A 23793-nucleotide genomic window follows, 5' to 3' on the forward strand; every position below is an offset into this window, starting at 1 on the left:
AAGCGTGCGGGCCGGGCATGCCCGGCCCCTACTGGGTGGTTAAAGGAAAGCAGTCGGCAACAGGCAGGAATCCCTCCGGCGCTGCGGCGCCACCTCCCTTTGACAAGGGAGGCAGGGGGGCGGTCTGCAATATAATTGAATTGAAATTAGGTTCCACCACAGACACCTTGCATGAAAATGCAGGGCGTTTTTTATTGCGAATCTCCCGAAAACCGTCGCCCTTGCCCTTGCATAATTTCCGCGTTAGCCTTATAATATACTGTAAGTGTACTATAAGGAGGGGTGTGCCACGCTGCAGACAAAACCACAAAAACAGGTGCTGGGAATCCTGGGAGGGCTGGGACCCGCGGCCAGCTGTTATCTGTATCAGATGCTGATCGACCACACACCCGCGACGTGCGACCAGGACCATATCGACATTGTCATCTCGTCCCGCGCGTCGACACCGGACCGCACAGCGTTCATCATGGGTAAAAGCAAGGATGACCCGTTTGCTGTGATGGAGCAGGATGGCTTCAGCCTGGTACACTACGGCGCAACGGTGCTGGCGATTCCATGCAACACAGCGCACTATTTTTATGACCGCCTGGCCGAGGCACTGCCCGTGCCTGTGCTGAATATGCCGCGGCTGACTGTAGCGGATGCTAAGGCGGCAGGCTGCACAAAGCTGGGCATTCTGGCAACGGACGGCACGCTGGCCGCCGAGACGTATCAGCTCGCCTGCCAGGCGCAGGGCATTGATTGGGCGATACCGTCGGAGGAGCACCAGCAGGAGGTCATGTCGGTCATTTATGACGACATCAAGCAGGGCAAACGCGCTGATATGGCAAAGTTCGGCGCGGCGGTGCACGACCTGAAAAAGCAGGGCTGCGACATGGCCGTGCTGGGCTGCACAGAGCTGAGCCTCGTTAAGCGGGACGAGCACTTGGGCAAGTTCTTCATCGACAGCACCGAGGTGCTGTGCAGGCACGCGCTGGAGGCGTGCGGGGTGAAGCCGATAGGGTTCTAAAGGTGCGGGGCGGCGGCCAGAGGACCGACCGCCCTACGGGGGACACAGAGGCAACCCGGAATGCCCATTACGGCGGCATACGGCCAGAACCCTTCCGGCCATCGCTGCGCTCGGCCACCTCCCCTGTGAGGGGAGGCTTTTGCGGGCTTCGCCCGAATAAAGCACACACTGCTTGCGGGACGTCGGGGACGCCGCCCTCTGCAAGGCACGTCATAAACGTAAAAAGCACACCACACCGGTTTGTTTATATAAGGAGAGAAATCACAGATGAATCAGAAAAAATTCTACATTACAACGCCGATCTATTATCCCAGCGATAAGCTGCACATCGGCCATACCTACTGCACCGTCGCTACCGACGCTATGGCCCGCTACAAGCGGCTGCAGGGCTACAACGTCAAGTTCCTGACCGGCACCGACGAGCACGGCCAGAAGATCGAGCTGAAGGCCAAAGAGGCCGGCGTTACGCCGCAGCAGTTCGTCGATAACATCGTCGAGGGCCCCAAGGGCGTCAAGGATCTGTGGAAGCTGATGAACATCAGCTATGACCGCTTCATCCGCACCACCGACGACTACCATGTTGCCGCCATCCAGAAAATCTTCAAGAAGATGTATGAAAAGGGCGACATCTACAAGGGCAAGTATGTCGGCAAGTACTGCACCCCCTGCGAGAGCTTCTGGACCGAGAGCCAGCTCGTCAACGGCTGCTGCCCCGACTGCGGCCGCCCCGTTGTGGACGCCGAGGAGGAGGCCTATTTCTTCCGCCTGTCCAAGTACGCGGACCGCGTGCGTGACCTGCTCGTCAACACGGACTTCCTGCTGCCGCGCTCCCGCGTCAACGAGATGGTCCACAACTTCATTGACCCGGGCCTGGAGGACCTCTGCGTCTCCCGCACGAGCTTCAAGTGGGGCATCCCTGTTGACTTCGACCCCAAGCATGTCGTGTACGTCTGGATCGACGCGCTGTTCAACTACACGACGGCGCTCGGCTTCATGAACGACAAATATCCCGACAGCGACTACGAGACCTTCTGGCCTGCCGATGTACATTTCATCGGCAAGGAGATCGTCCGCTTCCACTCCATCATCTGGCCCGCGATGCTGATGAGCATGGATATGCCCCTGCCCAAGCACGTCTACGGCCACGGCTGGCTGCTGCTGGACGGCGGCAAGATGTCCAAGTCCAAGGGCAACGTCGTTGACCCGTATCTGCTGGCCGAGCGCTACAGCGCCGATGCGCTGCGCTACTTCCTGCTGCGCGACTTCCCGTTCGGCTCTGACGGCAACTTCTCCAATGAGCTGCTCATCAACCGCATCAACATGGATCTGGCCAACGACCTCGGCAACCTGCTGAGCCGCACTACCGCTATGGCCGACAAGTACTTTGGCGGCAATCTGCCCATTGAGCAGGACGAAGGCCCCGAGGACGCCGCGCTGCTCGAGAAGGCCAGGGGTCTGCGTGACCGCTATGAAGCCGACATGGAGGCGTATGCCTTCCAGAATGCGCTGGCTGACGTGTTTGAGGTCATCGACAACGCAAACAAGTATATCGACGCCACCGCGCCGTGGGTGCTGGCCAAGAGCGAGGACTCCAAGCCCCGTCTGGCCCGCGTGCTGTACAATCTGGCCGAGACGCTGCGCATCTGCACCGTCCTGCTGCAGCCGTTTATGCCCACCACCTGCGAGAAGATCTTTGCCCAGCTGAACGTGGAAGCTGACGGCAAGACCTGGGACAGCGCCACCGCCTTCGGCACGCTGCCCGTCAACGCCACCCTGCACAAGGGCGAGAACATCTTCCCCCGCATCGACGCCGCCAAGGAGCTGGCCGAGCTGGAGGCCCTGGAGGCTGCCCAGAAAGCCGCTGCCCAGGCTGCCAACGCCCCTGCCGAGGAGAAAGAGGAAAAGCCCGCCGAGAGCGGCGCAGCGTCCGCGGAACTCATCGGCGAGCATGAGGAAGAAATCACGTTTGACGACTTCTGCAAGGTCGAGCTGCGCGTGGCCGAGGTCCGCGCCTGCGAGCGCATGAAGGAGAGCAAAAAGCTGCTGCACCTGACCGTGTTCGACGGCGAGCGCGAGCGCTGCATTCTGTCCGGCATTGCCAAGTGGTTTGCGCCGGAGGATCTGATCGGCAAGAAGATCGGCATCGTCGCCAACCTGGCTCCGCGCCCGATGATGAAGGGCAAGTACGTCAGTGAGGGCATGATTTTTGCCGCTGACACCGACGTGGACGGCGGCTGCTCCATCGCGTTCTTCCCCGACAACACCCCCGCGGGCGCACGCATCCACTAAGGTGAAGCATGCAGAAATCTAAACTCGACCAATTCTTTTCCATCCCGGCGGCAGCGGTCCTGATGGCCATTGTCTGCAATGTGCTGTGGGGCTCGGCGTTTCCGTTCATCAAGCTGGGCTACCGACTGTTTGCCATTGATTCTGCCGATACCGCGTCGATTTTGTGCTTTGCGGGCGTTCGATTCATGATAGGCGCGGCGCTGGTCTGGCTGGCCGGTCTGGCGCTGAACCACCGTCCGCTGCCGATGCCGCGCGGCAAAACGCTGGCCTCGGCCTGCGGGCTGGGCCTGTGGCAGACCGCGGCGCAGTATTTCTTCTACTACTCCGCCGTCGCGCTGCTGACCGGCGCTATGGGCGGCATCCTGAACAGCACCCAGAGCTTTATGGGCGTCATTCTGGCGCACTTCCTCTACGGCAATAAGGATCGCCTGACCCCGCGCAAGGCGCTGGGCTGCGCGCTCGGCTTCGGCGGTGTGCTTGTCGCCACGCTGGGCAACCACGGCGGCGGCAGCGTCAAGGGCATGGTCTTTATGCTGATCGCGTCGGTCATCTTTGCGTTGGCCGGGCCGTGGAACAAGGCCGTCACCCAGCACGCGGACAGCTTCTCGGTCAGTGTGCTCAACCTTGGCGTCGGCGGACTGGCGCTGGCTGTTCTGGGCTTTGCGATGGGCGGCAGCCTGCACCCGCAGAGCGCCGCCGGTATCCCGGTGCTGCTGTTCCTTGCGTTCATCTCGGGCGCGGGGTATGTTATCTGGGCGCTGCTGATGAAGAACAACCCGGTGTCCCGCATCGCGGTGTTCGGCCTCATCATCCCCATTATGAACGTCCTGCTGTCGGCGCTGCTCAACGGTGAGCCGCTGTTTGAGTGGAACTATCTGGCCGCGCTGGTGCTGGTCTGCATTGGAATCTTCCTGGTCAACCGCGCCCCGCAGACGCAGGAGACAAAGGCATGAACAACATTTTTGACACCCACGCGCACTATTCCTCCCGCCAGTTCGACGCAGATCGCGCCGAGCTGCTGACGGCGCTGCCCGCGGGCGGCGTGGTCGGTGTGCTGGAATGTGCCACACATTCCGGCGATGCTGCGCAGGTTTTGGAGCTGGCGCACGCCGCGCCCTACTTCCACGCCGCGCTGGGCATCCACCCGGAGAGCCTGATCGAGGAGGACGCCGCCACGGTGGCCGTCTACCACGGGGACTGGCGTGCCGAGCTGGCCGCCATGCGCCCGCTGTTTGCGGATAAGGCCGTTGCGGCGGTGGGGGAGATCGGGCTGGACCATCACTGGCCCGTGCCGCGGCAGGAGCAGTACGACCTGTTTGAAGCACAATTGCAGCTTGCCAAGGAGCTCGACCTGCCCGTGTCGATCCATGACCGCGAGGCCCACGCCGAAATGTACGAGCTGCTGCGCAAATATAAGCCCCGCGGCGCGCTGCACTGCTACAGCGGCAGTGCCGACGACGCGGCCTGGCTGGTGGAGCAGGGCATGTATCTGGGTTTTGGCGGCGCTGTGACCTACAAGGGCGCGAAGCGCGCGGCCAGGGTGCTGGCGGCCATCCCGCATGACCGGGCGCTGCTCGAAACCGACTGCCCCTACATGGCCCCCGAGCCTGTGCGCGGCACCCGCAACGACAGCCGCAGCATTGCCCATGTGGCCGCGTATATCGGCACGCTCTGGGATATGGACGCCCAGGCCGTGCTGGACCAGACCGCGGCAAACGCCAGGGCTTGCTTTGGCGTGTAACCTTTTTTGGTATATTCGGTATGGCAAAAATCTGTGGGGGGGCGAGCATTGCCCGCCCCTACATGACAACATGCCGCGTATGTATAAACAAATTTTTCAGGAGTGACTTACTATGAAAGCACGCATCCCTAAGCATCGCGAATTTATCATTGATTTCCCGCAGGATATGGACCAGGCCAAGGCTGACGAGGGCTGGAACAAGCTGAACGAGATCGTCGAGGAGTACAAGAAGGCCCACAACGGCCAGAGCGTCTACTCTGCGACCTTCATTGAGGACTGCGAGCCTGCCGTCAAGAAGCTGCAGGAGGAGTACGGTTTCAAGTACACGATCCAGGAAATCAAGTGATTTGCACCGGCGGACAACTGCGTCCGCCGGTTTTTGGTTTACACGCATGTAGGAGAAGGGGAGGACAAGATGGCCGCAAAGACTGTGATACGCCCGGCGGCGGAGGCGGATATTCCCGCCATTCTCGCGCTGTACCGCCAGATGGACAGCGCTTTGGTAGCGATGCAGCCGGAGTTTTTCTGCGAGGGCCCGCGGGAGGAGGACGAGATCCGCAAGGCCATCCGTGCCGACGATGCGGATTTCCTGCTGGCGGAGCGCGGCGGCGCAGTTGTCGGCTTTGCGCTGGTCGGCTACGCGGGCTGGACGCCGGAGTTCAGCTGCGTTTTGCCCCACCGCTATGCGCGGCTGGAAGATCTGGCCGTGGACGAGGCCGTGCGCGGGCAGGGCGTCGGCGGCGAGCTTTTGGCCGCCGCCAAACGCTGGGCACGCAACCGGCGCTTGGAGTACTTAGAGCTGAACGTGCTGGCCCAGAACGAGAACGCTATCCGGCTGTATGAGTCGCAGGATTTTGTCGAGGCGACGAAGGTTATGCGGTGTATGCTGTGACAGAGAACGGGTGCCCCCCGGAAGGTGGTTCTTTCTTTTGCCAACAAAAGAAAGAACCAAAGAAAATTGCCGCTGTTTCGACGTGGTGCGGGGGTGTGCGCGTGGGGCCACAGTTGAGCGCAGCGAAACTGGGGAGCGCACAATGATTGCCCCCGCGGGGCAATCAACCACAAGAGCGTGTTTGCGAAGCAAACTGGCGGCGCTCGTTGTGCGCCGCCAAGCGGGACCCGCGACTTGGGGGCTGCACGCCCCCAAGACCCCCAATAAGGAAGTCGCAGAGGGCGCGGGCTACGCGAACGCAGTATTACTGTTCGCGCTTAACGCCCGCGCCCTCTGCTCCGATTTAAAATTCGGGAGTTCCCCCGAACCCCCGCAGGGGGGAGGCAAAGGCCCCCTTGTCAAAGGGGGCTGTCACCGTTAGGTGACTGGGGGATTCCGACGGGCTATGCGTTGCAACCCGTTCCCGGGCAACCGCCCGCCAACTGCAAAGGGGCGGGCTGCCGCCCTCCCTCGCCCCTCTCGTCCGCAACCCATTCACGCTACCTCGCCATTGCACCCCTTTATCCTTTGCATCGTAGGGAGGGGGCTTGACCCCTCCGCAACCTTCCGGCCAACTCCCGCTAACAGGTAACCCGTAGGGGAGAAATTCATCCCTCCCGCGTACCTTCCGCCGCCGCGCACCTCCGCGGGGCGTCGGGGACGCCGCCCCCTACAGCGGCGACCCGTAAGGCTTCGCATTGCCGTAAATCTCCGCGGTGGCCTGGGGGCAGGCCGCCCTACATCCCACTTTACTACATTCCGTAGCCACAGCCTCCCGTCATATCCCACTGCCGTTTAACCACCCATACCAAACAAAAAGCCGGGGCGAACATTTCGTTCGCCCCGGCGGTCTTACTTCTTCGGAGTCATAGCCTCATAACCCTTTTCGTTATTTTTCGGACTGCTTCCGCATCGTCATGGGAATCATCCTATCTTTACGCGAATTTTGTTTGCCCTTTCAAGACCTTAACTAACTGTTCATTGGACTTACCCTCTGGTTCGTTATTTGCTCAAAAGCATTTGTGGAACGGAGTAATGTTTGTTATTAAGATCGTTCTTGGGGTAGTGGGTCTGATGCCGAGGACCAAAGCCTCTTAACTCTAGTACATTGGAGTATCTCCTTATGGATCAGGTGAAGTTCAGGTACATCCTGTTCGGCGGAGTGGTGACGGTCATCTCTACCAGCCTTCTTTCATCCTAATCTATATCTCATGCGGGGGTCTGTGTTTTGACGGCCCCTGAGTCTGCTAAATAACTGCTAAGCAACCGTGCATCGCTGTTTTTAAATCTTTTACAAGTTATGACTTGCGGCTTCGGATGCGGTTCTTGCGTTTTCAGCAGGCCCAGGCCCGCCGGTGATGAATGGGATCTTTGAAGTTTGCCATTGGACTTGAGCCTCCTTTCTTACGAAATACTGCCGGCGGCCTTTACAATTTCTTTCCGGTCTCTTCCTTTGCCCTCGTGCTGCTGGATCGGAGTCCCTGAAGTGCTTCCTTTTTTCACTCCCCGACTTTGGGCAGCTTGCGGAAAATCTTCTTCAGGATGTCGATCTGTTCACGATGGGACTTTGCTGAAGAGCCTTTTGGAAAGTGGCTTCGCTTGGAGTTCTTATCTCCTTATCTCCGGCTGTTTTCTTTCTGTGACTATACTATACCACAGCCCTAAGGTTTCGTCTATTCGCAGACCGCACAACCTTTATATGCAAGATTTGTGCATAATCAGGATTGAATAACACATAGTGAAAGTGGTATAATAGATATGTTGGGCGCGTGTACGCCAACATAAAACCGCTGCTTCTTGGAAAAAAGAAGCAGCGGTTTTTCGCTATATTGGCTTCCCCCTCGGGGGAAGCTGTCGGCGGCCCCGCCCGCCGACTGATGAGGGGCAAACTTACTGTAATTGCCCATGAACGGGTTGCTGAGGCAAACTTGCCCCTCATCCGGCCCTGCGGGGCCACCTTCCCCCAAGGTGGAAGGCTTTAGCTTTACTTTTACATCGTCTCCGGTGCATTCACCTTGAACATCGTCAGAATGTTGTGGATGACCCCGCGCACGGCCAGGCAGAGCGCGATGCGGCCCTGCTGAACGGCACCCTCGGCATCCAGGATGCGGCAGGCGTTGTAGAAGCGGTGATACGCAGACGCCACATCGATGCAGTAGCGGGTGATGCGCGCCGGGTCGTACTTCTCGGCGGCGGCGGCGATCTCGGCGGGGAAGGCGGCCAGCAGGCGGATCAGCGCCTGCTCGGCGGGGTCGGTCAGCACGCTGGCGTCCACGGCGTCCGCGCCCTCAAACTTCACGCCCTCGCTCTCGAGCTTTTTCAGCACCGAGCAGATGCGCGCGTGGGCGTACTGCACATAGTAGACCGGGTTCTCGCTGTCGTTGCGCACGGCCAGGTCCAGGTCAAAGTCCAGCGTGGACGAGCTCTCGCGCTGGTTGAAGAAGAACCGTGCGGAATCAATGGGTACCTCGTCCAGCAGGTCGGTCAGGGTGATGGCCTTGCCGGTACGCTTGCTCATGCGCACGGGCTTGCCGTCGCGCATCAGGTTGACCATCTGCATCAGCACGATGTCCAGACGGCTGCCGTCCAGCCCGATAGCGTCCATCGCGCCCTTCATGCGGGCGACGTGGCCGTGGTGGTCGGCGCCCCAGACGTCGATGGCCTTGTCAAAGCCGCGCACGGCCAGCTTGTTGTAGTGGTAGGCAATGTCGGCGGCAAAATAGGTCGGGATGCCGTTGGCGCGGACGAGCACCTCGTCCTTGGCCTCCTCCTCGCTGCCGTCGTCGGTCTTGCGCTTGTTCACGACGCCGTACTTGGCGGCGTACTGGGCGCTGCGGTACATGATTGCGCCGTCCTCGGCCTTGTAGCACGCGCCGGTCTCCAGCAGCTTGTCCACCACGGCCTTGACTGCGCCGGAGCTGTGCAGGTCGCTCTCGTGGAACCAGACGTCGTACTTGATGCGATACTTGCCGAGATCGCGCTGCAAACCGGCAATGTTCTTGGGCAGGGCGTCGGCAACGATGGCCTTTTTCAGCTCGTCAAAGTCCTTGTTGACGTAAGCGTCGCCGTGGACCTCGGCAAACTCCTTGGCGCGGGCGATGATGTCCGCGCCCTGGTAGCACTCCTCGGGCAGCGGGCAGGCGTCCTCGCCCTTGTACAGCTGCAGATAGCGGATGGCCAGGCTCTTGCCGAACTTCTCGATCTGGTTGCCCGCGTCGTTGATGTAGAACTCGCGGGTCACGTCGTAGCCGGCCCAGTCCAGGCAGGCGGCCAGGCCGTCGCCCAGTGCGCCGCCGCGGGCGTTGCCCATGTGCATGGGGCCGGTGGGGTTGGCGGAGACGAACTCGACGTTATACTTCTTGCCTGCGCCCGCGTCGGTGCGGCCATATTCAGGGTTGGCGACAGCGGCACGCACGACGCTGGTGAACCAGTCCTGGCCCAGGAACAGGTTGATGAAGCCGGGGCCGGCGACCTCAAAGCGGTCAAACAGGCTGCCTTCCAGCTGCAATTTTGCGGTAATGGCTTCTGCGATCTGGCGCGGTGCCTTGTGGAAGGCGCGCGCACCGGCCATAGCCACGTTGGACGCAATATCGCCGTTTTTGACGTCAGCCGGGATCTCGACGATGAAGTCGGGCAGTGCGGCCTCGGGCAGGGTGCCGTCGGCGACAGCCGCCTTGACGGCGTCGGTCAGCAGCGTGCGCGCCTGTGCCAGCGCCGCCGCCCGCGGGTTGTAGTTTTTATAATCCATGATGAACCTCCTGTGGGGGATTTTCTATTGCAATAACGCGGTTGGGCCGGACATGTCCGGCCCCTACAGGGAAGCGAATTTTTACGCCTCCGGCAGTTTATCCACCGTAATATCGACTAAGTTCCGGCTGATGAAGCTCTCGGCGCCGGAATCGAGGGTGTAGCTGAATTTCAGACTGCCGCCGTTCTCGTCGAGCCGCTGCTCAATGACGTCGGCGGCCACGCCCAGACTCACAGAGCCGTAGCCGGTCTCATAATGGCAGAGATGGCGCGTGCCCTTCTCGATGATGAGCTGGCTCGACTGCTTGCCGAACCGCAGCATCGAGACCTTGCGCGCGTCCTCGGCCACCTTGACCGTCGTTGTGCAGCCCTCATAGCCGGTGGTCTCGGTCTCCTTGTAGACAATATAGTAGGCACCGTCCTTGTGGACGAGCGAGCCGCGGGTCATCAGCTCCACGGTATCCGTGTCGCCCCGCTGCTCCATCGTGCCCTTGATGGTGATCAGATAGTTTTCTTCCATGGTGTACCTCTACGCTAAAGCCTTCCCCCTCGGGGGAAGGTGGCCCGCAGGGCCGGATGAGGGGCGACCTTCCGTCATTGCTCGGTAAATGGGCGGCCACGGCAACCCGCCCCTCATCAGTCACCTTCGGTGACAGCTTCCCCCGAGGGGGAAGCCTTTTTTCCCCTAGTACGTCTCAATCGCGATTCTTTCCACCGTTCCGCCGGCGTACTCGCCCAGAAACGTGTGTGCCAATTCGTCAAAATTGTCGGGGGTGTCGCTGACAAAATACCGCGCGGTGCCGCCTGTTTTTTTGCCGTTCAGCAGCCCTAAATCGTCCAGCGCCGCCGCGGCGGCCTGCGCCGTGACCTTGCCGGAATCGACAAGATGCACCTCGTCGCCCATAAAGTCCCCGATCATCTTTTTCAACAGGGGATAGTGGGTGCAGCCCAAAATCAGCGTGTCAACGCCCGCGTCCTTCAGCTCCTGCAGATACTCCGCAATGATCAGCTTTGTGACCGGGTTGCCGTCGTTGAAATAGCCGTTCTCGACCAGCGGCACAAACATCGGGCAGGCGCGGGCAAAAATCTGCACGTCGGGCATCATGTCGCGGATGATGGCGGCATACGACCCGCTGCGCACCGTGGCCGCTGTGCCGATGATGCCGATTTTGCGGTTCCGCGTCGCGTCCACCGCCGCGCGGGCCGTGGCACCCACAACGCCGGTAAACGGCACGGGCAGCCTGGCGGCCTCCTCCGGCGGATAGGTCGAGGACACCGTGCCGCAGGCGGCAATGATAAATTTAACGTCCTGCTGCAATAAAAAGCGGATGTCCTGCCGCGCGTACTGGACAATGATGTCCCGCCCGCGGCTGCCGTAGGGCACGCGGCCCGTGTCACCGAAGTAGACGATGTCCTCACCGGGCAGCACGCGGCGCAGCTGGCGCACGGCGGTCAGCCCGCCCAGGCCGCTGTCAAACACGCCGATGGGCCGTGTGTCCATCAGTAGGCCCCCTTCCGGCGGTGGACGGCCAGCGTCAGCAGCTTGTCGACCAGCGCAGGATAGCTGTAGCCCTCGTGCTCCATCAGCTTGGGGTACATGCTGATGGACGTAAAGCCCGGCAGGGTGTTCAGCTCATTGCAGAGCACCCGCCCGGTGCTGCGCTCGACGAAGAAGTCGCAACGGGACAGGCCGGAGCAGCCCAGCGCCAGATACGCCTTGCGGGCCTCGGCGCGGACCTCGTCGAGCTTTTCCTCGCTCAGATGCGCGGGGATGACGGTCTGGGACACGCCGTTTTTGTACTTGTCGTCGTAGGTGTAGAACTCGGCCCCGGCCAGGATCTCGCCCGGGCGGGTCGTGGAGACGGTGGACGGGTCATCGGGGTTGCCGATGGCGGCGCACTCGACCTCCTGCGCGTCCACGAACTCCTCAAACACGACCTTGTCGTCCTCGCGCAGGGCGATTTCGACGCCCCTTTCCAGCGCGGCGCGGTCCGCAACCTTGGAGATGCCGACGCTGGACCCCGCGTTGGCGGGCTTGACGAAGATGGGGTAGCCGAGCTTTGCCTCGATGCCGTCCAGCACCACAGGGCCGTTCAGCTCCAGATCGGCGCGGCTGGCGGCGACCCACTTGCAGTGGGGGACCCCGGCGGCGTCCATCAGGGCGTTGGCGACGGCCTTATCCATGCAGACGGCGCTGCCCAGCACGCCGCAGCCCACATAGGGGATGCGGGCCAGTTCAAACAGGCCCTGGATCGTGCCGTCCTCGCCGTTTTTGCCGTGCATGACGGGTGCGCAGATGTCAATGTGGACCAGCTCCGCCCTGCCGTCCTTCAGCAGCCAGATGCCGTGGTCCTTCCGGTCCGGGCTGAGCACGCAGGGCGTGCAGTCGCCCTGCTCCCAGCTGCCGTCGGCCATAGCCTCGGGCGTGGGGCAGCAGGCCAGCCAGCGGCCATCCTTCGTGATGCCCACGGGGAAAACCTCATATTTGTCCGCGCAGGGCTTCTGACCCAGTGCGCGCAGCCAGGCCGAGGCCGACACGCAGCTGACGTCATGTTCACTGGAAACGCCGCCGAAGAACAGTGCGACGCGCAGCTTGGAATTTGTATTCATCAAAAAGACTCCCTTTGTTCAATGTGGCCGTGCCCTTTGGGCACACTACAAGTCTTCAGCTTATTATCATAACATATTATGCGTGCGTTGGCTAGATTATTTTTGGAAAATTTCTGAACCGGGAACGGCAGTCCGTAGGGGCCGGGCATGCCCGGCCCGCAGCCTTGCCGTTGCCGCCCATTTATCATTTGCATCGTAGGGAGGGGTCTTGACCCCTCCGCTGCCTTCCGCCGCCGTTCACCTCCGCGGGGCGTCGGGGACGCCGCCCCCTACAGCGGCAACCCGTAAGGCTTCTCATTGCCGCCAACCTCCCCGGCGGCCTGGGGGCAGGCCGCCCTACATCCCACATTACCATATTCCGTAGGGGCCGGGCACGCCCGGCCCGCAGCCTTGCCATCGCCACCCATTTATTTTTATATTGTAGGGAGGGGGCTTGACCCCTCCGCTGCCTTCCGCCGCCGCTCACCTCCGCGGGGCGTCGGGGACGCCGCCCCCTACAGCGGCAATCCGCATGGCTTCTCATTGCCGCTAACCTCCCCGGCGGCCTGGGGGCAGGCCGCCCTACATCCCACTTTATCACAGTTCGCAGGGTGGGGTGCCCTCACCCCGCCGCAACTCTGACGGCAATGCCTATGTTGCCTACACCAAGGACAGCAATGAGGCAGGTACCTACAGCGAAGTCTCTAAGACTAATAAGCTTGACGCTGGTTTTACGGCGAATGCTAATAGCACTTTGAACGGCAAGACTGGTAACGAAGCCTGATTTTGAGTTTCATTAAATTCCACCACCTCCCGTGGTGGGATTTTTTATACCCTCTACCTTATAATACCCGCTCTGTAGGGGCCGGGCATGCCCGGCCCTCAACCTTGCCATAGCCGCGCGGCCCCGGGTCAGCCGTAGGGGAGGGATTTATCCCTCCCGCAGAAAAGCCTCCCTTGTCAAAGGGAGGTGGACGCCGAAGGCGGCCAGAGGGATTCTGACGGGCCTTGCCCTGCACGTCCTCCCCCCGCAGCCGGGCAGGAATCCCTCCGCCTCGTTTACGCTCGGCACCTCCCTTTGACAAGGGGGGCCTTTCGACAATCCGTCCCTACAACCTCCGAAAGGCGGTTACCATGCCCCAAACTCCAAAGCTGTCTCCACAACAAAAGGTCGCGCTTGTGGAAAAAATCAAAGCAGGCGAGATCAGCCGTCAGGCCGCGGCGCAAAGCGTCGGCGTCAGTAACACCACCGTGCGCCAATGGCTGCGCATCTATGAATCCGAGGGTGCAGACGGCCTTGCACCCCGGGAAAAGTCCCGCCACCTTACTGCCGAGGAAAAGCAGGCCGCCGTGGCGGAGTACCTCGCGGGCGGGGTCTCACTGTTTGACGTCTGCAAAAAGTACGGCATCCGCAGCCCGCAAAACCTGCAAAAGCTCGTGGAAAAGGCGCAGGCGGGCGGCGAGCTGCGCGGCTACCACGGCGCGTCCCGCCACAGGGGCGGCGCGTACACCACCGCCGCGGACCGGGAAAAGATCGTGCGGGAATGCCTGGCCGACGGCTGCGATTACGGCGCAGCTGCGTTAAAATATAACGTCGATTACAAGGCGCTGGTGCATTGGGTGGGGCAGTACCGTGCGGGCGCGGCCCTGCACGACGCCCGTCACAGCAGCGAGGGCACAAGCCGCGCCAAGGGCCGCGCCCGCACCGTGCCGCCGATGCAGCGGATGGTTATGGTGCTGGACTGTCTGGAAAACCGAAAAAATTACGGCGCTATGGCGCAGAAATACGCGATAGCCTACCACCAGATCTACCGCTGGGTGCAGCGCTATCTGCAGGACGGCTGGCTCGGCATGAATGACCGCCGCGGCCCCGCCGACGACCCAGACCCAGCGGGGGAGTGGGGGAAGATCGCCCCCGCTGGTGAGGCCGACGCGGAGCTGTGGGTAGCCAAATGCAAAGGCGTACCGGAGGCTTTGCCCGCCATGCTGCGCCGCGCCGGGTACAGCTGGATGATGATTGCAAAAATTTTGTTTGATCTGGCGCGGATGTAGGGGCCGGGCATGCCCGGCCCTCAGCCTTGCGTAATTGCCCGTGAACGGGCAGCCGTCCACAGTTGCGGGCCGGGCATGCCCGGCCCCTACAGCGCTGCAAAAAACTTTCCAAATCCCCTTGACACGCCCTTGTTTTTATGATAAACTATCCCTTGTAAAAAAAGCAGCAACCGGCAGTAGGCCGTCGGCTCACCTTGAGGGTTTGCAAAAGCCCCGGGTCATACCATGATTACGCACAACAGGTGCGCAACTTCGTATGTTCGGCGGCTGCTTTCAATGGCAGCCGCTTTTGTCATTATCATACACTTGTGGGAGGTGTGTTACAATCGCCAGCAACAGCAAATCCAACGAACTGGAGATCAATGAGCAGATCCGCGACAAAGAAATCCGCCTGATCGGGGCAGATGGCGCGCAGATGGGCATTATGAGCCCGCGCGACGCACTGAAGATGGCTATCGACAAGGACCTTGACCTCGTCAAGGTCGCGCCGCAGGCCAAGCCGCCGGTGTGCAAAATTCTTGATTACGGTAAATACCGGTTCGAGATGCAGAAAAAGGAAAAGGAAGCCAAGAAGAACCAGAAAGTGGTTGAACTCAAGGAGATCCGCCTTTCCCTGAACATCGACACCAACGACTTCAACACCAAGGTGAACCAGGCTGCCAAGTTCCTGCAGCAGGGTCACAAGCTCAAGGTGAGCATCCGGTTCCGCGGCCGTGAGATGGCACATACCAGCCTGGGTCTGGATGTCCACAAGCGTTTTGCCGAGGCGTTGGAGGGCAAGGCCGTCATCGACAAGCAGCCCAAGCTTGAGGGCCGCAGCATGATGATGTTCATGTCCCCCGTTCCCAACAAGTAAGAAAGTAAACTCTCTAGGAGGAAACAACAATGGCTAAAATGAAGCTCAAGACCCTTTCCGGCGCCAAGAAGCGCTTCAAGATGACTGCTTCCGGCAAGATCAAGCGCAATGCGTCCAAGCGCCGTCACATCCTGACCAAAAAGACCACCAAGCTCACCCGCGGCCTGCGTATGCCCAAGTACGTCGACAAGACCAACGAGGCTGCCGTCAAGAAAATGATGCCCTACGGTGGCTAATCACTAAGACATTTAAAGGTCAGTTACTACCAGTTACAGACAAAGGAGATATAAAACATGGCTCGTATTAAAGGCGCTACCATGACGCACAAGCGTCGTGCTAAGACTCTCAAGCTCGCAAAGGGTTACTACGGTGCTAAGTCCAAGCACTTCCGCATGGCCAAGCAGGCCGTTATGAAGAGCGGCAACTACGCTTTCGTCGGCCGTAAGCAGAAGAAGCGCCAGTTCCGCAACCTGTGGATCACCCGCATCAACAACGCTGTTCGTGCTCAGGGTATGAACTACTCCACCTTCATGAACGGCCTGAAGAAGGCCGGCGTCGAGCTGAACCGCAAGATGCTGTCTGAGATGGCCATCCACGATCCCGCCAGCTTCAACGCTCTGGTCGAGACCGCCAAGAAGGCTCTGTAATAGCTTGCATAAAAGACTCGCGCACACGCGCGAGTCCTTTTGTGTTTAAAGGGGAAAATGGCAAAAAAGCGGGCAACCAAGGAAAGCTCTCCCCTCATCCGGCCTGCGGGCCACCTTCTCCCCCAAGGGGAGAAGGCTTGAGGCTGTGGAGCCTTCCCCTTCGGGGGAAGGTGTCGGCGGCCCCGACCGCCGACGGATGAGGGACGGCCTTCCGGCAGACTGCCGTTTCCCTTTATTCATACAAATCAGTTGATTTTATCCAAAAGGGGCGCTACAATGGAAACGATCACAAGCCGCGAAAACGCTAAGATCAAATACGCCTGCGCGGTGCGCGACTCAGAAAAGCAGCGCGCCGCCGACGGGCTTTTCTTTGCCGAGGGGCCGAAGCTCTGCCTGGAGCTGGCCAAAAGCTGCACGCCGCGTGCGATGTACGCCACGGCGGCGGCGCTGGCCAAAACGCCCGAGCTGGCCCAATTCGACCCCGCCGAGATCGCGCCCCATGTGGCCGAAAAATTAAGCGGCACCAAATCCAATCAGGGCGTGTTTGCCCTGTTTGAAACGCCCGTGCCGCCCGCGGACACGCTGGACACGGCCCGCCGCATTTTGATGCTGGAGGGCGTGCAGGACCCCGGCAACGTGGGTACGCTGCTGCGCAGCGCTGCCGCGTTCGGCTTTGATGCCGTCGTGCTGGGGCCGGGCTGCGCGTCGCCGCTGTCGCCCAAGACGCTGCGGTCCTCGATGGGCGCGGCGGGGCGGCTGCCGACGCTGCACAGCGACGATCTGCCCGCCGCGCTGGCCGCCCTGCGTGCCCGCGGCGTGACGACGCTGGCGACGGCACTCTACCGTTCGCGTCCGCTGGACGAGGCCGGGAACGATTTCCCGGGCGGGCTGTGCGTTGTCATCGGCAGCGAGGGGCAGGGCCTGACGGACAGGACCGTCGAGGCCTGCGACATGGCCGTCCGCATCCCGATGACTGACCGCGTCGAGAGTTTGAACGCGGCAGTGGCGGGCAGCGTGCTGCTGTGGCATTTCAGGGGTGTGTAACGCATTCCCGGCCCCCTTTGGGAGGGGGCTGCCGCGGAGCGGGTGAGGGGAGAGAACCTTGCCATTGCCGGAAAATTTCGGGTTGAGATGAAGTTCTCTCCCTCAGTCGCCTGCGGGCGACAGCTCCCTCGCAGAGGGAGCCAAGGAGTTGCCCATGGACAAAACACTTGCCTGGCTCTGGCTGGCGGATGCGGTCGGGTCGGCGTGCCAGTACGCACAGGAGCTGCTGGAACTCTACCCCGACCCGGTCGAGCTGTACGACCTCCTGCGCACGGGCAGCGAAGCCCCGCCCGCCTGCCTGACGCCCCACGCGCTGGCACAGCTGCGGGACACGACGCCCTTTGATTATGAGGAACGGCTCGACCACTGCCTGCTGTCAGGCATCGACGTGCTGACGCCCGACGAGGGCGTATACCCGGACCGTTTGCGGGACCTGCCCGACCTGCCGCTTGCGCTCTACGTGACCGGCGACATCGCCTGCCTGAACGGGCGGCGGTACGCGGGCATGGTGGGCACGCGGCGGCCCAGCACCTACGGGCGGCAGGCCGCGTTTGACCTGTCACTGTCGATGGCGCGGGCGGGCGTTGTGCTCGTCAGCGGCCTGGCCGACGGACTGGACAGCGAGGCACACCGCGCCGCCGTGCAGGCTGATGTGCCGACGGTTGCCTTTCTGGGCACGGCCATCGACAAGACCTACCCGGCGTCCAATGCGAAGCTGCGCACCGCCATTGAGAAGGGCGGCGGCGCGGTCTGCAGCGAGTATCCGCCCGGCTACAGCGGGCGCACGACGGGCACTTTTCTGGCCCGCAACCGGCTCATTGCCGCGCAGAGCGAGGCGCTCTGCGTCGCCGAGGCCCGCACCCGCAGCGGCACGCTGAACACCGTCGGCCACGCCGAGCGGCTGGGCCGCCCCGTGCTGGCCGTGCCGGGCAGCATCTACAGCGCTTTGAGCGAGGGCACAAACGAGCTGCTGCGCACCCACCGCGCCGAGCCGCTCTGCAAAGCCGCGGACGCGCTGGATATACTGGGTATTGGCGCGGAGACCGCCGCCCCGGCGCAGCAGCGGTTTGACCCGGCCACGGTCGGCGCCGATGCGCAGGCCGTCTACGCCGTGTTAAAGCCCACGCCCCAAAGCATCGACGCCCTGTGCGCCGCCGCAAGCCTGCCCGCCGGACGGGTGCTGGCGGCGTGTACCGAGCTGGAGCTGATGGGCGGAGCCCAGGCGCAGCCCGGAAGGCGGTACATTGCCAAATAATAAAGAATAAATAATAAATAATAAATAAGGTGGAGTTTGCGCCCGGGGGCGCAAACAAAACGGGGCGTCGGGGACGCCGCCCCCTACAACCGTTTAAAACGGGATCGTCGATTATTAAAAACGTGCCGCCGTGGGCGGCACACCAAATTTATTATTTATTATTTATTATCTATTATTTAAAAAACTAACACATTGAGGTAACTTATGCCAAAATTAGTCATCGTGGAATCCCCTGCCAAGGCCAAGACCATTGGCAAGTATCTGGGCCGCGGCTACAAGGTCACGGCCAGTATGGGCCATGTGCGCGACCTGCCCGCCAGCACGCTGGGCATTGATGTCGAAAATGGCTATACACCGAAATATATCACCATCAAGGGCAAGCAGAAGCTCGTCAAGGAGCTGAAGGCCGAGGCCAAAAAGTGCGACGGCGTCCTGCTGGCAACCGACCCGGACCGCGAGGGCGAGGCCATCAGCTGGCATCTGGCGAACATTCTGGGGCTGGACCCCAGCGCACCCAACCGCGTGACCTTTGACGAGATCACGAAGAAGGGCGTCAAGGAGGGCATGGCCCACCCGCGCGCCATCAATATCGATCTGTTCAACGCCCAGCAGGCCCGGCGCGAGCTGGACCGTCTGGTCGGCTACAAATTGAGCCCGTTCCTGTGGAAAAAGGTCCGCCGCGGCCTGTCCGCGGGCCGCGTGCAGAGCGTGGCCGTGCGGCTGATCCGGGACCGTGAGCTGGAAATTGAAAACTTCAAGCCCGACGAATACTGGAACATCGACGCGCTGCTGAACCCGCAGGGCGAGAAGGGCGAGTTCACGGCCCGCCTGGCCGCCACCGCCGACGGCAAAAAGCTGACCGTCACCAATAAGCAGCAGGCCGACGGCATCCTGGCCGCGCTGGACGGCAGGGACTATACCATCACGAAGATCGAAAAGGGCAAGCGCCGCCGCCAGCCCTCGCCGCCCTTCATCACGTCCACCTTGCAGCAGGACGCGAGCCGCGCGTTCGGCTTCTCGGCCACCCGCACGATGCGCGCCGCCCAGACGCTGTATGAAGGCATGGACATTGCGGGCCACGGCACGGTGGGTCTTATCACCTATATGCGTACCGACTCGCTGCGCATTGCCGCCGAGGCTCAGGCCGCGGCCAAGACCTTTATTGCGGAGCGCTGGGGCGACAACTACGTCTGCAAGACCGCCCGCAAGTGGAAAAGCCGCTCCGCCACCGCCGCGCAGGACGCCCACGAGGCCATCCGCCCGTCTATGCCCGAGCTGACCCCCGACGAGGTCGAGCAGAGCATCAGCGGCGACACCGCAAAGCTCTACCGCCTGATCTGGAGCCGCTTTATGGCCAGCCAGATGGCCGACTGCATTCAGGACACCGTCTCCGCGTCCATCACGGCAGGGGACTACCTGTTCCGTGCGTCGGGCTTCCGCGTCTCGTTCGACGGCTTCACCGCGCTGTACGAGGAATCCACCGACGACGCCAAAAAGAAGGAGACCGCCCTGCCCCCGCTGGAGGAAGGCCAGACCCTCAAACTCAAAAAGCTGACGGCGGACCAGAAGTTCACCCAGCCGCCGCCGCTTTACACCGAGGCCACGCTGATCCACGCGCTGGAGGAAAACGGCATCGGACGCCCGTCCACCTATGCGCCCATCATCACGACCATCGTGGACCGCGGCTATGTGGAGAAGGACCAGAAGAAGCTGAAAACCACCCCGCTCGGCCAGGCCGTCAACACGGTCATGATGGAGCAGTTCCCCGACATCGTCAACGTGAAATTCAGCGCTGACATGGAGAAAAAGCTCGATGTTGTCGAAGCCGGCCAGGCGGACTGGGTCAAGACCATCGACGACTTTTACCAGGGCTTTGAAAAGAGCCTGGAGCAGGCCGAGAAGAATATGGAGGGCAAGCGCATCAAGGTCGAGGACATCCCCACGGATGAGATCTGCGAAAAATGCGGGCGGCCCATGGTCATCAAATCTGGCCGCTACGGCAAGTTTGTGGCGTGCTCGGGCTTCCCGGAGTGCCGCAACGCCCACCCGCTGGTCAAGGACACGGGCGGCCTCTGCCCGCTGGACGGCGGCCACATGCTGGTGCGCAAGAGCGCCAAGGGCCGCGTCTACTACGGCTGCAGCAACTACCCCAAGTGCAACTATATGACCTGGGACGAGCCGGTGCCCGAAAAGTGCCCCCAGTGCGGCAGCACCCTCTTTAAAAAGAAGGGCCAGCTGTACTGCGCCAAAGAGGGGTGCGGGTTTGTGAAGGCGATTGAGAAGAAATGACCGCTTTCGGCACCTCTGTAGGGGTCGATGCTTGCATCGACCCGCGGACAGGCTGCCGACTTGCGGGCGGATGCGCGTATCCGCCCCTACAACCTGCGGAAAACAGAGACGTTACGGAGAAACTATGCAAGTGAAAATCATCGGTGCCGGTCTGGCCGGCTGCGAGGCGGCGCTTTGGCTGGCGGACCGCGGCGTGCAGGTCGAGCTGTACGAGCAGAAGCCTGCAAAATATTCCCCGGCCCATAAAAGCGCGGGCTTCGCGGAGCTGATCTGCTCCAACTCGCTCAAGGCCGAGCGCCCCGACTCCGCGTCGGGCCTTTTGAAAATTGAGATGAAGATGATGGGCAGCCATCTGTTGGACGCCGCCGAGACCGCCCGCGTGGCGGCGGGCGGTGCGCTGGCCGTGGACCGCGATGTGTTTTCCACCGCCGTGACCGAAATGGTGGAAAACCACCCCAACATTACGGTCCGGCGCGAGGAGGTCACGGCGCTGGACGAGAGCGCACCCGTGCTCGTCGCCAGCGGCCCGCTGACCGAGGGCGCACTGGCACAGGCCGTCGCCGCGCTGACCGGCGACCATCGGCTGAGCTTTTATGACGCTGTCGCGCCCATCGTGACCGCCGAGAGCCTTGACTATGACAAGGTTTTTGCCGCGTCCCGCTATGGCCGCGGCGAGGCGGACTACCTGAACTGCCCGTTCAATAAAGAGGAATACGAGGCGTTCCACGCGGCGCTCATTGCCGCCGAGCGCGCGCCGCTCCACGACTTTGACGGCGACCTGACCGTCTACGAGGGCTGTATGCCGATTGAGGTCATGGCCGCCCGCGGCGCGGATACGATCCGGTTCGGCCCCCTGCGCCCCGTCGGTCTGCGCGACCCGCGCACCGGCCACCGCCCCTGGGCCGCTGTCCAGCTGCGTGCCGAGAACACGGCCCGCACGCTCTATAACCTCGTCGGCTTCCAGACCAACCTGAAATGGGGCGAACAGAAACGGGTGTTCAGCATGATCCCCGGCTTGGAGCACGCCGAATTTGTGCGTTACGGCGTCATGCACCGCAACACCTTTTTGGAGAGCCCGAAAGTTTTGACGAAACAGCAGTTCTTGAAAGAACATCCCAACGTGTTTTTCGCAGGGCAGATCACCGGCTTTGAGGGCTATATGGAGAGCGCGGCGTCCGGCTTGCTGGCGGCGCACCAGATGCTTGCACGGCTCAAGGGCCGTGAGTTGCCGCCGCCCCCGGCGGCAACGATGTGCGGCGCACTGCTGGACTACATCACGACGCCGAACAAGGACTTCCAGCCGATGGGTGCGAACATGGGCATCCTGCCCCGCACCGAGGAGATCAACATCATCCGCGACAAGCGGGAGCGCTACATGGCGCTTTCGCAGGCCGCGCAGGACGCCATGCAGGCGTGGGTAAAGGAGTACGAAGCATGAAAATTTTAGTGGATGCCATGGGCGGCGACAACGCCCCGCTGTGCGTTTTGCAGGGCGTGAGCCAGGCCGCGGCGGAGTTCGGTGACGGCATGGAGCTGGTGCTGCTGGGTGAGGAAAAAGCCATCCGCGACTGCGCAAAAGAGAATAAAATCGACCTTGCACCGTTTGAGATCCTCAACTGCACCGAGACCATCGACATGCACGATGACCCGGTCAAGGCTGTGCGCCACAAAAAGGATTCCAGCCTTGTGAAGGGTCTGACCATGCTGAAGAACGGCGAGGCCGATGCCTTTGTCAGTGCCGGCTCCACCGGTGCGCTGCACGTCGGCACCAGTCTCATCGTGCGCACGGTCAAGGGTGTCAAGCGCCCGGCGCTGGCCACCCCGATGCCTGGTGCCAAGCAGAATTTCCTGCTGCTGGACTGCGGTGCGAACGTCGAGTGCCGCCCCGAAATGCTGAACGCCTTCGGCACGATGGGCAGCGTCTACGCCGAGAAGGTCATGGGCCGCGAAACGCCGAAGGTCGCGCTTGTCAACAACGGCGCGGAGGACACGAAGGGCACGCCGACCTACCGCGAGGCCCACAAGCTGCTGAAGGCAAACCCCTGCATCCACTTTGCGGGCAACATCGAGCCGCGCTACATCATGGACGGTGACGTGGACGTCGTCGTCTGCGACGGCTTTGTCGGCAACGTCGTGCTGAAATTGACCGAGGGCGTCGCCAAAACGCTGCTGGGGATGCTGAAAAAAATCTTCTTGCAGAACCTGATCACCAAGCTCAGCTATCTGGGCATCAAGGGTGGTCTGGGCGAGCTGAAACGTATGATGGACTCCGAGGAGGTCGGCGGCGCACCGCTGCTGGGCGCCGCGAAGCCGGTCATCAAGGCGCACGGCTCCAGCCACGCCAAGGGCATCAAGAATGCCATCCGTCAGGCCAAGCTCTGCGTCGCCAACGACCTGTGCGGCACGATGGAGAAGGCGCTGGCAGAGGTGGCCGCACAGAAGGAAGAAGCAGACGCTTAAAAGGTAAGCTGCCCTGTAGGGGCCGGACATGTCCGGCCCGCGGCATAAAAAATACCGCCCGTAAAAGGGCAATCGAGATAAGGTTGAGGGCCGGGTATGCCCGGCCCCTACGGACTAGCCGGAAAGGTGAAAGAATATGGCTCACAAACCGGAAGAACTGCAGGAGGTCCTGCACTATACATTCAAAAATCCCGCGCTGCTGCGCATTGCGCTGACCCATACCAGCTATGCCAACGAGAGCAAGGTCGCCACGACCCACAATGAGCGGCTGGAATTTCTGGGCGACAGCGTGCTGTCCGTCGTTGTAGCGGACTACCTGTTCCACCAGTCGGGCCGCCCCGAGGGCGAGCTGACCCGTATGCGCGCCAGCCTCGTCAGCGAGGATGCACTGTTCCAGTTCGCACAGGAAATTCAGCTGGGTGAGTATCTGCGCCTTGGCCACGGCGAGGACCTTGGCGGCGGACGCAGCCGCCCGAGCGTTGTCTCCGATGCGTTCGAGGCGGTCATTGCCGCGCTGTATCTGGACGGCGGCATGGAGGCCGCGCGCAATTTCATCCTGCCCTTCATCACCGAGGGCAAGACTGCCGAGGACGACTACAAGACCCGACTGCAGGAGGTCGTCCAGCAGGACCCGTCCGCCGTGCTGAAATACGAGGTCACCGGCGAGACCGGCCCCGACCACAACAAGCAGTTTACGGTCTGCGTCTGGCGCAACGGCGAGCTGCTGGCCGAGGGCCGTGGCCGCAGCAAAAAAGCCGCCGAGCAGCACGCAGCAAAGGTGGCGCTGGAAAAGCTGCAATAAGTGACGCCCTGTAGGGGCCGGGCATGCCCGGCCCGCGGCATAAAAATCGCGACCCGTTTACGGGTACATAAGGCGAGGTTGA

20 protein-coding genes are annotated in these 23793 nt (G+C 61.7%); 16 read left to right on the plus strand and 4 right to left on the minus strand.

Translation table 11 applies throughout. The features are described from left to right. Positions 1 to 265: 265 nt before the first annotated feature. The 6 genes from cuyB to B5D32_RS01730 all read left to right on the plus strand — a co-directional run bounded on the left by cuyB (position 266) and on the right by B5D32_RS01730 (position 5931). Positions 266 to 1009 carry a cysteate racemase gene (gene cuyB / locus B5D32_RS01705; RefSeq protein ID WP_242943380.1) on the plus strand — a complete coding sequence of 248 codons (744 nt, stop codon included), beginning with the start codon at positions 266 to 268 and terminating at the stop codon, positions 1007 to 1009. A 267-nt stretch (positions 1010 to 1276) separates the two neighbouring features. After that, the gene (metG, locus tag B5D32_RS01710) at positions 1277 to 3298 is read left to right on the plus strand and encodes a methionine--tRNA ligase (RefSeq protein ID WP_078783364.1); all 2022 of its coding nucleotides are present in this window, start codon (positions 1277 to 1279) and stop codon (positions 3296 to 3298) included. Between the two features lie 8 nt (positions 3299 to 3306). After that, positions 3307 to 4251, plus strand: coding sequence for a DMT family transporter (locus tag B5D32_RS01715; RefSeq protein ID WP_078783365.1), 945 nt, complete (start codon positions 3307 to 3309; stop codon positions 4249 to 4251). Beyond that, the gene (locus tag B5D32_RS01720) at positions 4248 to 5039 is read left to right on the plus strand and encodes a TatD family hydrolase (RefSeq protein ID WP_078783366.1); all 792 of its coding nucleotides are present in this window, start codon (positions 4248 to 4250) and stop codon (positions 5037 to 5039) included. Before B5D32_RS01715 ends, B5D32_RS01720 begins: the two co-directional genes overlap by 4 nt. A 112-nt stretch (positions 5040 to 5151) precedes the next feature. After that, positions 5152 to 5385 carry a methylenetetrahydrofolate dehydrogenase gene (locus B5D32_RS01725; protein ID WP_078783367.1) on the plus strand — a complete coding sequence of 78 codons (234 nt, stop codon included), beginning with the start codon at positions 5152 to 5154 and terminating at the stop codon, positions 5383 to 5385. Between the two features lie 69 nt (positions 5386 to 5454). Continuing rightward, positions 5455 to 5931, plus strand: coding sequence for a GNAT family N-acetyltransferase (locus B5D32_RS01730; protein ID WP_078783368.1), 477 nt, complete (start codon positions 5455 to 5457; stop codon positions 5929 to 5931). A 2029-nt stretch (positions 5932 to 7960) separates the two neighbouring features. Here B5D32_RS01730 and argS read toward each other — a convergent pair. The 4 genes from argS to B5D32_RS01750 form a co-directional block, all read right to left on the minus strand. Beyond that, positions 7961 to 9718, minus strand: a complete 1758-nt coding sequence (argS, locus tag B5D32_RS01735) for an arginine--tRNA ligase (RefSeq protein ID WP_078783369.1) — start codon at positions 9716 to 9718, stop codon at positions 7961 to 7963. An 81-nt stretch (positions 9719 to 9799) separates the two neighbouring features. Further along, positions 9800 to 10237 carry a YwiB family protein gene (locus tag B5D32_RS01740; protein WP_078783370.1) on the minus strand — a complete coding sequence of 146 codons (438 nt, stop codon included), beginning with the start codon at positions 10235 to 10237 and terminating at the stop codon, positions 9800 to 9802. Positions 10238 to 10402: 165 nt separating this feature from the next. Then, entirely contained in the window at positions 10403 to 11218 is an 816-nt protein-coding gene (gene murI, locus B5D32_RS01745; RefSeq protein ID WP_078783371.1) for a glutamate racemase, read from the minus strand. Next, positions 11218 to 12327 (minus strand): D-alanine--D-alanine ligase family protein, encoded by a 1110-nt coding sequence (locus B5D32_RS01750; RefSeq protein WP_078783372.1) that lies wholly within the window; start codon positions 12325 to 12327, stop codon positions 11218 to 11220. Before B5D32_RS01750 ends, murI begins: the two co-directional genes overlap by 1 nt. Positions 12328 to 13440: 1113 nt before the next feature. Here B5D32_RS01750 and B5D32_RS01755 point away from each other — a divergent pair. The 10 genes from B5D32_RS01755 to rnc all read left to right on the plus strand — a co-directional run bounded on the left by B5D32_RS01755 (position 13441) and on the right by rnc (position 23711). Beyond that, positions 13441 to 14358 (plus strand): helix-turn-helix domain-containing protein, encoded by a 918-nt coding sequence (locus tag B5D32_RS01755; RefSeq protein WP_078783373.1) that lies wholly within the window; start codon positions 13441 to 13443, stop codon positions 14356 to 14358. Positions 14359 to 14647: 289 nt separating this feature from the next. Next, on the plus strand, positions 14648 to 15214 hold the full coding sequence (infC, locus tag B5D32_RS01760) for a translation initiation factor IF-3 (RefSeq protein WP_370756331.1): 567 nt from the start codon (positions 14648 to 14650) through the stop codon (positions 15212 to 15214). 29 nt (positions 15215 to 15243) lie between these two features. Next, complete coding sequence (gene rpmI / locus B5D32_RS01765; protein WP_078783375.1) at positions 15244 to 15450, plus strand: 50S ribosomal protein L35; 207 nt, start codon at positions 15244 to 15246, stop codon at positions 15448 to 15450. Between the two features lie 57 nt (positions 15451 to 15507). Next, entirely contained in the window at positions 15508 to 15861 is a 354-nt protein-coding gene (gene rplT / locus B5D32_RS01770; RefSeq protein ID WP_078783376.1) for a 50S ribosomal protein L20, read from the plus strand. 276 nt (positions 15862 to 16137) lie between these two features. After that, positions 16138 to 16905 carry a TrmH family RNA methyltransferase gene (locus tag B5D32_RS01775; RefSeq protein WP_078783377.1) on the plus strand — a complete coding sequence of 256 codons (768 nt, stop codon included), beginning with the start codon at positions 16138 to 16140 and terminating at the stop codon, positions 16903 to 16905. A 154-nt stretch (positions 16906 to 17059) separates the two neighbouring features. After that, positions 17060 to 18160, plus strand: coding sequence for a DNA-processing protein DprA (locus B5D32_RS01780; RefSeq protein ID WP_078783378.1), 1101 nt, complete (start codon positions 17060 to 17062; stop codon positions 18158 to 18160). Between the two features lie 204 nt (positions 18161 to 18364). After that, complete coding sequence (topA, locus tag B5D32_RS01785) at positions 18365 to 20449, plus strand: type I DNA topoisomerase (RefSeq protein ID WP_078783379.1); 2085 nt, start codon at positions 18365 to 18367, stop codon at positions 20447 to 20449. 124 nt (positions 20450 to 20573) lie between these two features. Further along, positions 20574 to 21887: a methylenetetrahydrofolate--tRNA-(uracil(54)-C(5))-methyltransferase (FADH(2)-oxidizing) TrmFO gene (trmFO, locus tag B5D32_RS01790; RefSeq protein ID WP_078783380.1), complete on the plus strand. Its 1314-nt coding sequence runs from the start codon at positions 20574 to 20576 to the stop codon at positions 21885 to 21887. Then, positions 21884 to 22909: a phosphate acyltransferase PlsX gene (plsX, locus tag B5D32_RS01795; protein ID WP_078783381.1), complete on the plus strand. Its 1026-nt coding sequence runs from the start codon at positions 21884 to 21886 to the stop codon at positions 22907 to 22909. The genes trmFO and plsX overlap by 4 nt, the downstream gene beginning before the upstream one ends. Before the next feature lie 136 nt (positions 22910 to 23045). After that, positions 23046 to 23711 (plus strand): ribonuclease III, encoded by a 666-nt coding sequence (gene rnc, locus B5D32_RS01800; RefSeq protein ID WP_078783382.1) that lies wholly within the window; start codon positions 23046 to 23048, stop codon positions 23709 to 23711. The last annotated feature ends 82 nt before the right edge of the window (positions 23712 to 23793 follow it).

Source organism: Gemmiger formicilis (assembly GCF_900167555.1).
Taxonomy (GTDB): Bacteria; Bacillota; Clostridia; order Oscillospirales; family Ruminococcaceae; genus Gemmiger; species Gemmiger formicilis.